Here is a 13,123-nt window from a genome sequence, read left to right as displayed (position 1 = left end):
CGTCGAGTGATTCTCTATTTTTCAATCATTGCACTACCTTTAACTCTTTTCTTAATTGCTCTTGTACAGTTTAGAAGAAGGAGAATGGCCTAAATGAGAAATCTTGTCTTCTTAGGAATTATCTCGTTACTTATCGGATATATCTATTTCTTTGAAGAGAAGAAGACAATCGAAGAGTATAAGAATAGGGCCCAAGCCGAAAAACTTCTCGATATAAAAAATGCAGGTCAAATACTTTATTTAAAAGGGGAGAATTTTTCGCTGGCTAAAGAAGGTGAGGAGTTTCTTGTTGAAGGAAAGTTTAGGGTTTCTAATAAAGCTCTGGACAGATTTTTTAAAGAGCTGATGAATCTTAAGGTTCAACGTGTCTTAAAAGAAGATGAGCTTAGCTCAACAACTCTAAAGCATATCCTCCCTGAGAATAATTCATTTATTGAAGTTGGTTTTGAAAAATCAAAAGTTCGTTTGAAGATAGGGAAGAAGTTAAATTTTGCTCAGACTTTCTATCTGATTGTTGAAAACCTCGCGACTCAATCAACGAAGTATGTTGTGGCCAAATATCATAATACTTACACAGGTAGTGCTCAAGATAAGGAGCAACATCGCTCTGATATGAGTTACAATCAAGTTCTTAAACTCTTTAATCTTGAGTCGAACTTTTTTAAAGAGCTAATACCACTATATAATCTGAAATTAGAAAAGAAACTTGTGATTAAGTCTTATCGAAATAAGGCTTATGAAATTGATACAGAGCTAAAAGAAACACTACCAAAGGCACCTGAGGGAGTGGAATATATTGATGCGAGATTTACTGAATATATTGCTGGATTAACGCAATTAAAAGCACTTGCTGTTTTTATGAATGAAGCAAAGAAATCGACACTAAGAGAGCGCTTAGGTGAACTTATTGTTGGTGAAAAGAGCTACCAGTTTTATAAGTACTTTGGGAATAAGATAGGCTACTTTATTCTGAACGGAAAATATATTTATCAGGTTGAGCCGAAAGTTTTCCGCTTTGTTTTTAGACCTCAACAGTTTTTTTGGAAGAAGTCTCTTCATCTAGCGGGATCTGAATTTGAAATCAAGGATCATCAGGATAGGACACTTTTAAAATCAAAACTTGGTGATAAGAATATTTGGGCAAATCTCTTAGTGAGAGAGGCTTATCAAGTTAAAGAAAATTATAAGAAGGCCTTTACTCCAGAGTATAAGATTCTGAATGAAAAGCAGACCTTCTTAGTCAGAAATACTGAGAGTGGTTTAGAAGTTTTAGACTTAGATAAAGATCTTATTTTTCACTATTTAGAAAAAATAAAGTAGAATAGTTCTGTGATAAGTTTAGTAAATAACTACATTGATCTTCTTTTGCATCCAATCAAGTCTCATCGAGATTTTGCAAATCAAAGAATGGAGCAGGAGAGAATGAAGAAGTTAAGAAACTTCACTCTTGTTGATCAAGATGATCCCGTGACAGAAAAGAAAGGCTTGGTGTTAGACTTTGCCACCTTTGCTTTTATATCTTGGGTCTTCGTATTTATTTTCTCTATTTATTCGCTTTCATTCTTTCACTTAAGCGAGATCATTAAACCAGTTATCGAAGAAGAGGGGTTTCTCTCTGGTTTACTTTCAAGTAATGACTTCCAGAAAAAATTATTTCTCTTCTCTCTCTTATTTGAAGTTGTCTTCTTTCCTCTGGCCGCATGGGTTTATGTTAAGTTTTGGAGAGTGATCATTTCTTTCTTTGCCAGTCTTTTTGACAAACAGGTTGAAGCAGAGGGGCTAGATGAAGTGGTGAATACTTCTCTGGTTGGGAATTTCTTCTTAGTTATTCCAATACTTGGTAAGTTATTTAAGTCTATTTCACAGATTTTCTATATCTTCTTGGGGCTAAAGCACAATCTCAAGTTCACAACGATCCAATCATTTATCGTTGTGATTTCTCCACTCATCTTTGTGGGAATGTTCATTATCTTTATGGCAATGTACATTATGTTAATCGTAAATCTCTACTAATTTCCAAATTTTAACTACTTAGAAACCTGTTCACTTATAAGTTTTACAGACTTGGCCCATCTAAAAGAAAAATTATTGTATAAAGAATCTAATTATATAAATTCAAAAACTTGGAGCCCATATGAAGAGATTCTTATTACTCACACTCTTATTAGTAAGTCAGTCAAACTATGCTGTTAAATCTGGAATACCATGCCCTTGTAATGGGAAAGATGGAAAGGTTTGGATTAATGATGGCGGTTTCTACGGAGACTCATATGAAGGTGGGTGCGTTGCCGATTCGGCCTATGTTGCTAAAGGTGTAACAATTGAAGAAGGATCAGTTGTTTGTGGAAATGCTGAGGTTGTTGGTTCTAATATTCGTATTTACGGGAACGCAAGAGTTCTAGAAGATGCAATTGTTGATGGAGCTGATATTAGCCTTGGTGGAGGGGCCATTATTAGAGGAAATGCTGTTATTGGAAGTAATACTCGCGTAAGAAATATGGAACTATCTTCTGGTTATTACTCAAACCAACGACTTAATGGAAAAGACTACGCTAGAGAAGAGAAGATTAAAAAAATCCAAGACGAAATTAGCAAGAATGGTGCGGCCCTAAGTCAGAAATTAGTTTGGTCAGACTACAGCCTTAGATATTCAATTACTTTTCCAAAAACATGTACGATGAATTTCTCGACAAATGTTGTCCAACCGGGAAAATCATTACAGCAAGTTCTTAGAATTAATCTAGAAGAAGAGAAGATTACAAGTTATAGTCCTGCTAGATCATATATTGGATATGAAACTGAGCAGAAGGCTGACTACTTTGAGCTTCGTTTTGGTGCTGTTGAGCGTGTTTGGACGGCTAGTAAAAGAAGAGGTTATAATAACAGACGTAAAGAATATAATGCCCCTTACTTATTAGTTGTTAGTGACGCTCCAACTAAGATGATGGCACTATATAACTTAAGAAAGGGAATTCAAGAGCTGGAAAAAGCTTGTCAGCAAAAGTAGCTAAGTAAGAGTGAGGACTCATGAAGAAGATTCTAATTATCATGGCCATGGAAGCAGAGGCCATGCCAATTATCGAAAAACTAGGCTTAAAAAAACTACCAATCAATGAAAAACTTCACTCATGCTTTCCTCGTTATAGAGGAGAGTATGAGGGAAATGATATTATTATTTCACTCAATGGAAAGTCGAAAGAGTATGGTGTTGATCGCATTGGGACGGAGTACGCAGCTCTCAATACTCAATCTGCCATTATTGAGTTCTTTCCTGATCTCATCATCAATGCTGGAACATGTGGGGCTTTTTCGGCCGATGCAAATATTGCAGATATTATCACAACAGATCAACCAGCGATGTACCATGATCATCGTGTTCCAATTGAAGGTTTTGCAGAGTTTGCGCGAGGTCATTATCCAACGATTCATCGTCCGGAATATTTTGAGGGAGTTGATTTTAAGCTAGGAGTTGTGACCACTGGAAGCTCTCTTGATATGCCACAAATTGATGAAGAGCATATTCGCAATAATAAAGGAATGGCTAAAGAGATGGAGTGTGCATCGGTTGCCGCGGCCGCTCAACTTCATGGAATTGATTTCTTTCCAATTAAGTCAGTAACTGATCTTATCGATGTTGAAGTTGATAATGTTGAGCAGTTCTTAGAAAACTTAAATAAGGCCAGTGCAAAACTTGGTGAGACACTTATTCAAGTCCTAAAAAATATTTCTAATTGAGTAAGAATGAGTAAGGATTAGTAAGAAAAATCTTACTCGGCCATATTATTAAAATCACTACATTCATATGATGACACAGGGGGCATGGCCGTTTACGGAAGGCCCCTTTTTTGCTTTAATATTTCTACACACAAAACACAACGTGCAGTGCTGAGCGCTGCGTAAAACACGAGACATTATTGACATTGAAGAAAGGAGTTCGAAATGTCCTTTATGGGAAACCACATGCACATGATTGGCGGAATTGAAGTCGTCTGCGGGCCAATGTTCTCAGGTAAAACTGAAGAGCTAATCCGAAGAGTAAAAAGAGCGCAAATTGCTCGTCAAAAAGTTCAAATTTTTAAACCAGTAATTGATGATAGATATCACAAGACTAATGTTGTGAGTCATTCTTCTCAAGCTATTGAAGCGACTCCAGTTACTGATGCAATTGATATTCTCCAAAAAGTTTACGATTCAACAAGAATTGTCGCTATTGATGAGGTACAATTCTTTGATGAGACGATCATTAAAGTTATCTCTAAGTTAGCTCGTCGTGGAATTAGAGTTATCTGTGCAGGTCTTGATCAAGACTTTAGAGGTCAACCATTTGGACCAATGCCTCAGTTACTTTGTATTGCTGATGACGTGATGAAGGTTGCTGCAATTTGTACTGTCTGTGGAGTTCCTGCTTCTAAGACTTACAGAAAGCCTTCTGATAACAAGGATCAGGTTCTTGTTGGTGAAACTGATTTATATGAAGCTAGATGTCGCTCTCACTTTGACTACTATGGTGAAGAGGAAGATATTAAGGCCTTCTCAATTTCTCTTGGTGGTTTAAAGACTTTAAACGCTGAAGGCCAAGCGGAATTGATGAATGAAATTTAATTTAAGCGAAGTAAATCATAAATATGGAGAGAATGTTCATATTCTCTCCAATCCATTTTCAGAAACCCTCTTAACAAAATTTTCGACAAAAGATGTTATTCAGCCTGAGCTTAATAAGCTCTTGGAAAAAATGTATTCATTCTTTAGAGCTGTTTTGGGGAATTCTTTTGGGACGCAAAAGGTACAAGTCACAACTCGAATGGAAGAAACTCTGAGCGCAGAAACACTCAGCTTTGATCAGAAGGTTGTTCTTGTTGATTTGGCGAGGGCCGGAATCTTTCCTTCTCACTATTGTTTTGAAACTCTTAACTATATTCTCAATCCTGTGGGACTTAGGCAGGATCACTTCTATATGAACCGTAAGACTGATGAGAATGACCAGGTTATTGGGGTAGATGTGACAGGTTCTAAAATTGGTGGTGGAGTAGAGGACTCAGTTGTTCTTCTTCCTGATCCAATGGGAGCGACTGGAGGCTCACTTTCTTTTGCCATTGACTACTATAAGAAGTCAGTAGAAGGAAGGGCCAAGAAGTATATTGCTATGCATTTAATTGTCACTCCAGAGTATATTCAACGTATGCAAAAGGATCACCCTGATGTTGAGATTTATTCTTTAAGATTAGATCGCGGTCTCTCGTCGCAGAAAGCTTTAGATGCACTTCCTGGAGAATTTCCAGAAGAAGAAAAGGGTCTTAGCGATATTCAATATATTATCCCTGGTGCAGGTGGAGTCGGAGAAATTCTTAACAACTCCTTCGTCTGATATGATACAATTTTTCCCGTATAATTCTTTTGATAGGACTTAGGGGGAAATATGTCTGTATCAACTTATATTTCGGCAGAAAAAATTCAAGCGCGTGTTGAAGAAATCGCTCGTATTATTGACATGGACTACAATGGCGAGGAAGTCGTTGTGATCGGCGTTCTTAATGGATCATTTATGTTTGTGGCAGATCTTATTAGAGCAATGGAAACACCTGTTTTCTTGGACTTCATAGCGGTAAGTAGTTATGAAGGGACAGAAAGTACTGGTGAGTTAAAAATGCTTAAGGATGTCAAAGTTAATGTCGAAGGTAAGCATGTCCTTCTTGTTGAAGATATTGTTGATACTGGTTTAACAATATCTAAGCTTAAAACTCTAATGGAGGGAAGAAGTCCAAAGTCATTAAAGTTGGCAAGTTTACTTCATAAACCAGCGAGAACAGAGCATAAAGTTGATATCGACTACTTAGGTTTTGAAATTGAGGATAAGTTTGTTATTGGCTATGGATTAGACTTTAACGGACTTTATCGTGAGTTACCATATATTGGAGAGTATAGTGCAAGTTAACGAACAAGGATCAGTTCGCGTAGATTTACTTGGAGGGACAATTGATCTTGTTCCTATCAATGTTATTTTAAGAAATACAGTGACTTTGAACTTGGCTACAAGTTTGAAGGCCAAGGTGCAAATAGAGAGAATAGAAGATGAATTAGTCGAGATTGTTTCTAAGGACTATCAGTCGACGAATACTTTTCTATCTAAAGATTTTACCGCAGAGAACTTTGATGGTGAGCACTTTGGTCCTCTGAGTTTTGTTTGCCAAATTCTCCATCATTTTAATATTACTAAGAATGTTCGAGTGACTCTTGAATCTGGTTCTCCTCCGGGGGCTGGGCTTGGAGGATCTTCTTCGATGGGAGTCACGATTTATAAAGCATTAGCAAGATTCTCTGGAAGAGAATTTGATAGGCTTACGGCCATCAAAACAGTTCAAAATATTGAGGCAAAGATTCTAAATAAGGGACCATGTGGATACCAAGATTATTATCCGGCCCTCTATGGTGGAGTTCTTGCATTAGTTCCAAATGACTCTGAAATTGTTGTAGAACAACTCTATTCTCAGGACTTTAAGAACTTTCTAGAAAAGAGACTTACTCTTATTTATTCAGGAAATCTTAGATTTTCAGCAATTAATAATTGGGAAGTTTACAAAGATTTCTTCGATTGTCGAAATGGAGTAAGAGAAGGTTTAACGCAAATTGCGAATCTTTCAAATGAGGCCTTAAGCTGTCTAAGAAATAAAGATTATGAAACTTTCCTTGAGCTGATTGCTAGGGAAGGGCAAACACGTGAGAAACTTTTTAGCAATATTGTCACAGAAGATATGCGCGAACTCTATAAGTCCCTTGGTGAGATAGCTACGGGAATGAAAGTTTGTGGTGCTGGAGGCGGTGGTTGTTTTATCATTACCCATAAAGAGGGAGATCATGATAAAATAAAGAAAGCAGCAGAAGAAAGAGAGATGAGAGTTCTTGAAGTTCCAAGTCTGTGAACCGCTAGAAGACTAGAAACGATAAAATAAGAGAGAGTCACTTGTCTAAGAATCGTGTAGCCGGATTAAGTATGAAAGGGGGAAGAAAGGATAACTTTTCTTTTGTCTTCTTGATCACTTTGAAGATGGTGACCGTTGGTTCTTGAAGTCAGTTCTTCAAGTACAAGATGATGACGATATTGAAGATGGTGACGATGCCATTCGATCATGGATTGAAAAATTCCAGGTCGACAATATTGTAATTGATTTTCCTCTATCTCGTCCCGCATGTCATGATTGTGAGCTTGATTGTCCAGGGGTCCATAAGTGTCCTGTCAGTGAAGTTCAACATGTACAAAAAGAGGCAAAAGATATTCTAGAAAAAGATCAAAAGCTTCAAAAGACAAATCCAAAGCACTACGAAAGAGAGAGAAATATTGATGATCTCTTTGATTACTCAAGGGATATCGTTGAGAAATGGCCTGTGGAGCATCTCTTGTCGCGATCTTTTAAAAGACGCTTGAAAAAAGGTTTCATTCCTTATCGGAATAGAACGCTAGATTTTTGGATCTGGTGTTTCTATCATGATCAACTACTCAATCTCTTCAAATCTACTTTCGATTCATTTGGAAATACATCTTTGATGATTCTTTCGCGCTTCTCTTATATGAAGAGGCACTTTCCAAAGTCTCTTAATATGTTTGAGGCCAATGTGAATCTTATTCTTATTGAACTAATCAGATCAAAGATCTTACTTAAGAAGAATATTGTTAATATGTCTGATCTTGATATTGGAGTAGAAGCGAGACTTGATATCATTAAGAAGATAGAGAATAAGCTAAATATCTTCATCTATGATCATGATATTGAAATTCTTGTTATAAACCCTCGCGCTTTTGACTCATTTCTACTTGCCATTGCTGGTCAAAGAAAATTACTTGATAAAATCATTGAAACTCCAAAATGGACGTCTCCTGAAAAAACGAAGTTTATTCTTCCTTACTTTTAAAAGGGAATCTCTTCATCCCAACTGCGATAAATAGTAAGATTGCTCCTGGTATGAGAAATAATCCTGCTGGAGGAGTAAGGAGATTAATTATTGCAAAGAGTGTCATTAATATTCCACCACTCCAAGCATAGAGTTTTGTGTAGCTATAGGCGAAGCTCTTATCATAGTAATGGGCAATATAAATAAGAGAATGAATAAGTAGGAAGAAGAGTATGATTGAGGCCAACATCAGCATAAACATTTGCCACAGCTCGTTATAGATATTGGCCATGGGAATATCTTGTAACTGAGGATTAAAGTCTTCGCAAGTTCAAAAGAGACGGCCACAGCATCTTTAAACTGTTCTTCCTTTGCCATCTTTTCGTAGATATAGCCTGCCGTGAATAAATCGGCGACGAAACATCCGATAATTGTTAGAATTTTGAACTTTTTTTCGTTAAGATTAGAATACAAATTACTCATAACAATAATTATTGGAAAGAATTTATGGTATTACAAGTTGTACTTTTGGCGCTGGCCATCATCATGCTATATTACGGAGCGGAATTTGCTCTTGAGTCAGCTGAAAAAATTGGATTGGCCCTTGGATTATCACCACTTGTCATTGGACTTCTAATTGTTGGTTTTGGAACATCTCTTCCAGAGTTCTTTGTTTCACAACTTGCATGTTTAAGAGGAGAGAGCCCAATCGCTCTTGGAAATATCGTCGGCTCAAATATTGCAAACCTCTTCTTAATACTTGGTGTCTCAGGTGTTATGGTCAAGCTACATGTTTCACGTCCTGAAATTAAAATTCAATTCATCCTACACTTAGTTCTGACAGGGCTACTCGTATTTGTTCTATTTCAAGATAGAATCTATCCTTGGGCCGCTGCGCTCTTTGGATCTTTCTTTGTTTTTTATCTCTACGATACTTTTAAGCAAATGCTTAAGCAGAGACATACGGGGCATATGGAGATGCTCATGAAGCAGATAAGATTCATTGGAAAGAATATGTCATGCTTCTCATTGGTTTTGTTCTTCTTTATTTTGGAGGAGAGCTTCTGGTTAAGAGTGGTTCTGCTCTTGCGGCCCTTGCTGGTGTTGATAGCTTTGTCATCTCAGCAGTCTTTGTAGCATTTGGAACATCATTTCCTGAGTTAGTAACAGCAATTATGGCCTGTAGAAAAGGAAAGAACACAGATATTATTACAGGTAATATTATTGGTTCGAATATTTTCAATGTGGCCTTCGTATTAGCTTCATGTAGCTTCTACGATATTCCTATTAAGCAGAGTTTTGCAGTTGAAGCTGGGCTTCTTATTTTTGCTTCACTCTTTCTTCTTGGGCTTGCCTATAGCAAAAGATTCTTCGGACGTTTCAGTGGAATTGTCTTTTTGGCCTGCTATGTCTTAGCTGTCTTAAGCTGGGTAAAGTAAATCGGCAAAGAGATGCTAGAGGTTAATAAACTTTCATTCTCCTATAGTGATAAACAAGTTTTCAAAGACTTTAGTTTAAAACTAGAAAGCGGAGAGAAGGTTTTTCTCGACGGGGCTAATGGTGCAGGAAAGACAACTCTTATTAAACTAATATGTGGTCTCATTCTCCTTGAAAAAGGCGAAATAAAGGTAGATGGTTTAATACAGGATGGGAAGAACCTAGAACTTAATCGCCTTCTAGGACTTTCACCGGCCGAAGAGAATTCTTTTGTTTATAAACTCACCGGTTTGGAGAACTTACAACTCTTTGCTCGTCTCTATGAAATAGACTTAGATAAGAAATTACGAGAATATCAAATATTGACTGAAGTCGGTAACTTCTCACAGGCATTAGAAACTCCATACTATCTTTGTTCTTCAGGTATGAAGAAGTCTCTGTCATTATTTCGCTCCGTTATGCATGGACCAAAGCTTATTCTTTGGGATGAACCATTTGCTAATATTGATAAAGAAAGTCGTGAGAAAATTACTGCATGGATGAAAGATTCTGAGGCGGCCATTGTCTTTTCAAACCATGAGGTCATTGAAGGCTCTTGGTATCAAAGAGTAGAGATCGGTTAGCTATGTTGTTGTACTATTTTATTATAAGAGAGAAGAGAAATAATTTTACGGGTTGGACGATGTTCCTAACGAGATTATTTATCTCGCTTGTAGATATTTGTTTCTACTACTTTGCTGCCAAGGTTTTTACACCTTCTAACTTATATGATGTAAAATTTGATAGTCTCTTTCTCTTTGCGACTACTGGTCAGCTTATGATGGCCGTAGGATTAGATGCATTAGTTAGCGCTCAAAGAAATATAAGATTAATGGCCGGTGATGGAACCTTTAATCTCTTTCTTATATCGCCAAAGCCGTTTTGGAAAATTCTCTTACTTTCGCAAGCCTCAACTTTAATGGCCACTTTTCTGATGGTTATAGTTGATCTCTTGATTTTAAAATATCTCTTTAAGATTCCCTTTACCTTTCTCTCATTTTCACTAACTTTCTTTGTCCAACTGCTCTTTCTTCCAATGCTCTTGGCCTTCGGAAATATTGCAGCTTCTGCACTTATCGTGATGAAGAGGGGAACAACTGCATTTGGGAGTATTATTAGTATTATTGGGATGGTTTCAGGAGTTTACTTTCCCGTGACTGCCTATCCCGAAACTTTTAGCTCTGTTATAAAAATCCTCTCTCCTTATTATCACCTTCTTCAAATAACGAGAGATATCTTAGATCACGGGAGATTAAGTTCTGAAGCTCTTGCTTTGAGCCTGTCTTTTTGCGCAGCCGGAGTTGGCTTATATTTCATTTCTATTAGCTGTCTGAATTGGTCTATTAAGAAACATAAGAAAGATAAGAAGCCTTTAATTTTTACTCAATAAAAGCTAGAATTTCTCTATGAGTAATCATTTTATAGAGTTTTTAGACTCTACGACTTCTAAATTACCACTTGAATGTCAGAAGCATTTTATTGCTAAGAATAAGCTAGAGGTCTTCTTCTGTGATCACTTAGAATATCTTCTTAATAAAGATCAAATCAAAACTTATAATCAGGTAAAGAAGAGAAATTGGCTTATCTATCAACTCTATATTGATGAGCTTAAGAAAATTGATCATATCATTAATCAAGGCTTTGAGATCACTTTATTAAAAGGTATTTGTCTTGTTCAAGATATTTATCAAGACCCCTCTCAAAGATTTCTCGCTGACATTGACCTACTTCTATCTCCTGAAGAGTTTGTAAAGATGGAGGAGATTCTTTTGGGATTAGGTTACTCAAAAGATATTGAAGATAAGTGGGAAGCTAATAACTTCAAAACGAATTTTAGAAAGAATATAGGACCTTATGAATTAGTTATAGAATTGCATTCAAGACTTTTCTTCATGCAAAATGGTGTTTCGTTTAAAAAGAAGAGAGTTGAAGGTTATTCTTCATTCTATGAATTAGATAGGGAAGATATGCTCATTCATTTAATGGGGCATCTTGGTTATCAGCACACATTCATCTCTATTCATTGGCTATATGATATCTATCTCTTCTTATTGAAGTATGATCAGGACTTAGACTGGGATTATATAAAAAAGTCTTTAGAGGGCTTAGAGCAGTTAAATAGTGCCAGAATTTGCCTCAACTCAATTCTTGCAGTTTTTAAGTTAGAGTCAAAAGGATTAAGTTATTTGAGACAATCACTTTTTTCTAAATTGGCAGGTCTTGTGATGAACTCTTCCTTCTACCTCTCAACATCTGATAGTTATATACGCTATTATATCGTTAAGCACTTTACAAAAGACAGCTTAAGAGAAGCTCTACGCTATGATTATCTCTGGTTAAAAAATAGGTGGGCACATGAGTAATTTCTCTTATTACGATCAAACAAAGCTCGATTTGATTAAGTCATTTCCATTTCAAAAAAAAATCAGCGCCGTTGTTAGTATTGCGCTAAATGGTATCGTCATCAGATTTCAACTTCAATCTGAGTATATAAGTGAGAGGTATTTGCGCTGTTACTACAAGGAGTTTCTCTGCGAAAACTCAAGAGAAGCTGACTGTATTGTAAATCTCTATAGTTTTGACAATGAATATGCAAGTATCGGTCATGATATCTGGAATGAGAGATGGCCAAGATTTCACTTCATTAACTTAGAAGAAGAGAATAAAGCCTATATTATTGAAAGAGAATATATTGCACAGTCTTCAAATCAATTAAGAGAAATTGATTGTTTAGTTCCTGAGATTAATGAAATTAATCCTGACTCATTAGATAATCTTGTCTCTACAATATTTTCATCATTTATGAAGAAGTCGAAATCACTAATTCTTCACTCTGCTGGCGTTGTCAAAGATGGAAAGGCCTATATCTTCTTTGGTCACTCGGGGGTTGGAAAATCGACATTGGCAGATCTTTGTCATAAGAAATTTGGTTTGAAAATAATAGGCTCTGATCAAGTTTATCTCAGATTGATTGAGGGAAAACTCTATGCACAGGCAACAAGTATTACGATCCCGGAGATAAAGCGCGATGATCCGAAAATGTTTTGGAAACCGCTAGAAGTTGCAGGCCTCATAAATCTCTCTAGAGAGGGAGAAGATGGCTTCTTTCTCAAAAAACCGAGTGAAATCCTTGCCAACTTTATGAAGGAAACTCTTATTTATCTTACGCCAGTTACTTCACAGGAAGATTATATGAATTTACTGGGACAAATATTTTCTATAGAAAATATCATCTTTGGTCAGTTAAAATATAAGAAAGATGATAATTTTTGGGATTATCTCAAATAAGGAACTCTATGAGCGACACAAAGAAAGAAACGAATGAAACAAAAGTAAAAAAAGAATACTTAAGGCCTGAGATCAAAACCGAAGATCTTAAAGTTGCTAGCGCCGGAGGTGGCGGTGGTGGTGGAGGAGGCGGTAAAGTCTGCAATGGTGGTTTCAATGGTGGGCGAAAGGATACTCTTGGAAATGGGTGTTCAACTCTTCTCACTTAAGTACATATCTTTCACAATTCCAGCGACATCACATGTGTGCTTGTCGCTGCCAGTATATTTTCCCGAGTTTAAATAAACTAATCCCGAGCTGCGACTACAAAATTCTTTCTTATCGCATGAATGGCAATCTTCAAAATCAGAAAACTTCAAATTCCTAATCTTATTAAAAATAGGAGAATTCTCCCAGATGTCGGAAAAAACTCTTATCGCGAATACTTCCCGATGGAATAGGTGCACCTATACATGGATAAACCGTTCCATCAAAA

The 13,123-nt window shown here is 36.6% G+C and carries 19 protein-coding genes; 16 read left to right on the top strand and 3 right to left on the bottom strand.

Going from position 1 to position 13,123, the window contains the following annotated elements; genetic code table 11:
- Positions 1-93: 93 nt before the first annotated feature.
- The 9 genes from M901_RS07190 (at position 94) to M901_RS07150 (ending at position 7,905) form a co-directional block, all read left to right on the top strand.
- On the top strand, positions 94-1,320 hold the full coding sequence (locus M901_RS07190; RefSeq protein WP_021277512.1) for a hypothetical protein: 1,227 nt from the start codon (positions 94-96) through the stop codon (positions 1,318-1,320).
- Positions 1,321-1,329: 9 nt separating this feature from the next.
- Positions 1,330-2,013, top strand: coding sequence for a hypothetical protein (locus M901_RS07185; protein ID WP_198295361.1), 684 nt, complete (start codon positions 1,330-1,332; stop codon positions 2,011-2,013).
- A 121-nt stretch (positions 2,014-2,134) separates the two neighbouring features.
- Positions 2,135-3,007 carry a hypothetical protein gene (locus M901_RS07180; RefSeq protein ID WP_021277508.1) on the top strand — a complete coding sequence of 291 codons (873 nt, stop codon included), beginning with the start codon at positions 2,135-2,137 and terminating at the stop codon, positions 3,005-3,007.
- 20 nt (positions 3,008-3,027) lie between these two features.
- Positions 3,028-3,735 (top strand): phosphorylase family protein, encoded by a 708-nt coding sequence (locus M901_RS07175; protein WP_021277518.1) that lies wholly within the window; start codon positions 3,028-3,030, stop codon positions 3,733-3,735.
- Positions 3,736-3,948: 213 nt separating this feature from the next.
- The gene (locus tag M901_RS07170; RefSeq protein ID WP_369793751.1) at positions 3,949-4,602 is read left to right on the top strand and encodes a thymidine kinase; all 654 of its coding nucleotides are present in this window, start codon (positions 3,949-3,951) and stop codon (positions 4,600-4,602) included.
- Positions 4,592-5,365, top strand: coding sequence for a uracil phosphoribosyltransferase (locus tag M901_RS07165; RefSeq protein WP_021277524.1), 774 nt, complete (start codon positions 4,592-4,594; stop codon positions 5,363-5,365). The genes M901_RS07170 and M901_RS07165 overlap by 11 nt, the downstream gene beginning before the upstream one ends.
- A gap of 51 nt (positions 5,366-5,416) precedes the next feature.
- On the top strand, positions 5,417-5,932 hold the full coding sequence (gene hpt / locus M901_RS07160; protein WP_021277509.1) for a hypoxanthine phosphoribosyltransferase: 516 nt from the start codon (positions 5,417-5,419) through the stop codon (positions 5,930-5,932).
- The gene (locus M901_RS07155; RefSeq protein ID WP_021277521.1) at positions 5,922-6,917 is read left to right on the top strand and encodes a GHMP kinase; all 996 of its coding nucleotides are present in this window, start codon (positions 5,922-5,924) and stop codon (positions 6,915-6,917) included. The genes hpt and M901_RS07155 overlap by 11 nt, the downstream gene beginning before the upstream one ends.
- Before the next feature lie 142 nt (positions 6,918-7,059).
- Positions 7,060-7,905 carry a hypothetical protein gene (locus M901_RS07150; protein WP_021277522.1) on the top strand — a complete coding sequence of 282 codons (846 nt, stop codon included), beginning with the start codon at positions 7,060-7,062 and terminating at the stop codon, positions 7,903-7,905.
- Here the strand turns inward: M901_RS07150 and M901_RS07145 are convergent.
- Positions 7,886-8,176 carry a hypothetical protein gene (locus tag M901_RS07145; protein WP_157679899.1) on the bottom strand — a complete coding sequence of 97 codons (291 nt, stop codon included), beginning with the start codon at positions 8,174-8,176 and terminating at the stop codon, positions 7,886-7,888. The two genes, M901_RS07150 and M901_RS07145, sit on opposite strands and share 20 nt — an antisense overlap.
- A complete protein-coding gene (locus tag M901_RS17770) occupies positions 8,134-8,367 on the bottom strand; it encodes a hypothetical protein (protein WP_198295360.1) in 234 nt (77 codons plus the stop codon). The genes M901_RS07145 and M901_RS17770 overlap by 43 nt, the downstream gene beginning before the upstream one ends.
- Positions 8,368-8,391: 24 nt before the next feature.
- Here M901_RS17770 and M901_RS17025 point away from each other — a divergent pair, with 24 nt between their 5' ends.
- From M901_RS17025 to M901_RS07105, 7 genes are read left to right on the top strand one after another with little or no spacing between them, the layout of a single operon-like run.
- Entirely contained in the window at positions 8,392-9,021 is a 630-nt protein-coding gene (locus M901_RS17025) for a sodium:calcium antiporter (protein WP_081653375.1), read from the top strand.
- On the top strand, positions 8,904-9,323 hold the full coding sequence (locus M901_RS07130) for a sodium:calcium antiporter (protein ID WP_021277516.1): 420 nt from the start codon (positions 8,904-8,906) through the stop codon (positions 9,321-9,323). The genes M901_RS17025 and M901_RS07130 overlap by 118 nt, the downstream gene beginning before the upstream one ends.
- 12 nt (positions 9,324-9,335) lie before the next feature.
- A complete protein-coding gene (locus M901_RS07125; protein ID WP_021277514.1) occupies positions 9,336-9,944 on the top strand; it encodes an ATP-binding cassette domain-containing protein in 609 nt (202 codons plus the stop codon).
- Positions 9,945-9,946: 2 nt separating this feature from the next.
- Complete coding sequence (locus M901_RS07120) at positions 9,947-10,750, top strand: ABC transporter permease (RefSeq protein WP_034721098.1); 804 nt, start codon at positions 9,947-9,949, stop codon at positions 10,748-10,750.
- Positions 10,751-10,766: 16 nt separating this feature from the next.
- The gene (locus M901_RS07115; protein ID WP_021277519.1) at positions 10,767-11,723 is read left to right on the top strand and encodes a nucleotidyltransferase family protein; all 957 of its coding nucleotides are present in this window, start codon (positions 10,767-10,769) and stop codon (positions 11,721-11,723) included.
- Positions 11,716-12,648 carry a hypothetical protein gene (locus tag M901_RS07110; protein WP_021277517.1) on the top strand — a complete coding sequence of 311 codons (933 nt, stop codon included), beginning with the start codon at positions 11,716-11,718 and terminating at the stop codon, positions 12,646-12,648. Before M901_RS07115 ends, M901_RS07110 begins: the two co-directional genes overlap by 8 nt.
- An 8-nt stretch (positions 12,649-12,656) precedes the next feature.
- Entirely contained in the window at positions 12,657-12,857 is a 201-nt protein-coding gene (locus M901_RS07105; RefSeq protein WP_021277515.1) for a hypothetical protein, read from the top strand.
- On the opposite strand, the gene M901_RS17765 is transcribed toward M901_RS07105, so the two are convergent.
- Positions 12,840-13,007: a hypothetical protein gene (locus tag M901_RS17765; RefSeq protein ID WP_021277520.1), complete on the bottom strand. Its 168-nt coding sequence runs from the start codon at positions 13,005-13,007 to the stop codon at positions 12,840-12,842. The two genes, M901_RS07105 and M901_RS17765, sit on opposite strands and share 18 nt — an antisense overlap.
- Between the last annotated feature and the right edge of the window lie 116 nt (positions 13,008-13,123).

This window comes from Bacteriovorax sp. DB6_IX, assembly GCF_000447775.1.
Classification (GTDB): domain Bacteria; phylum Bdellovibrionota; class Bacteriovoracia; order Bacteriovoracales; family Bacteriovoracaceae; genus Halobacteriovorax_A.
Note: the sequence above shows the minus strand (reverse complement) of the source record. Positions and strands in the feature narration are given on the sequence as shown.

Coding starts and splice junctions, on each gene's coding strand:
- M901_RS07145 (WP_157679899.1), bottom strand. CDS start 8,176: ATGGCCAATATCTATAACGAGCTGTGGCAAATGTTTATGCTGATGTTG.
- M901_RS17025 (WP_081653375.1), top strand. CDS start 8,392: ATGGTATTACAAGTTGTACTTTTGGCGCTGGCCATCATCATGCTATAT.
- M901_RS07120 (WP_034721098.1), top strand. CDS start 9,947: ATGTTGTTGTACTATTTTATTATAAGAGAGAAGAGAAATAATTTTACG.
- M901_RS07180 (WP_021277508.1), top strand. CDS start 2,135: ATGAAGAGATTCTTATTACTCACACTCTTATTAGTAAGTCAGTCAAAC.
- M901_RS07125 (WP_021277514.1), top strand. CDS start 9,336: ATGCTAGAGGTTAATAAACTTTCATTCTCCTATAGTGATAAACAAGTT.
- M901_RS17770 (WP_198295360.1), bottom strand. CDS start 8,367: ATGAGTAATTTGTATTCTAATCTTAACGAAAAAAAGTTCAAAATTCTA.
- M901_RS07115 (WP_021277519.1), top strand. CDS start 10,767: ATGAGTAATCATTTTATAGAGTTTTTAGACTCTACGACTTCTAAATTA.
- M901_RS07165 (WP_021277524.1), top strand. CDS start 4,592: ATGAAATTTAATTTAAGCGAAGTAAATCATAAATATGGAGAGAATGTT.
- M901_RS07170 (WP_369793751.1), top strand. CDS start 3,949: ATGGGAAACCACATGCACATGATTGGCGGAATTGAAGTCGTCTGCGGG.
- hpt (WP_021277509.1), top strand. CDS start 5,417: ATGTCTGTATCAACTTATATTTCGGCAGAAAAAATTCAAGCGCGTGTT.
- M901_RS07105 (WP_021277515.1), top strand. CDS start 12,657: ATGAGCGACACAAAGAAAGAAACGAATGAAACAAAAGTAAAAAAAGAA.
- M901_RS07130 (WP_021277516.1), top strand. CDS start 8,904: ATGCTTCTCATTGGTTTTGTTCTTCTTTATTTTGGAGGAGAGCTTCTG.
- M901_RS07110 (WP_021277517.1), top strand. CDS start 11,716: ATGAGTAATTTCTCTTATTACGATCAAACAAAGCTCGATTTGATTAAG.
- M901_RS07175 (WP_021277518.1), top strand. CDS start 3,028: ATGAAGAAGATTCTAATTATCATGGCCATGGAAGCAGAGGCCATGCCA.
- M901_RS07190 (WP_021277512.1), top strand. CDS start 94: ATGAGAAATCTTGTCTTCTTAGGAATTATCTCGTTACTTATCGGATAT.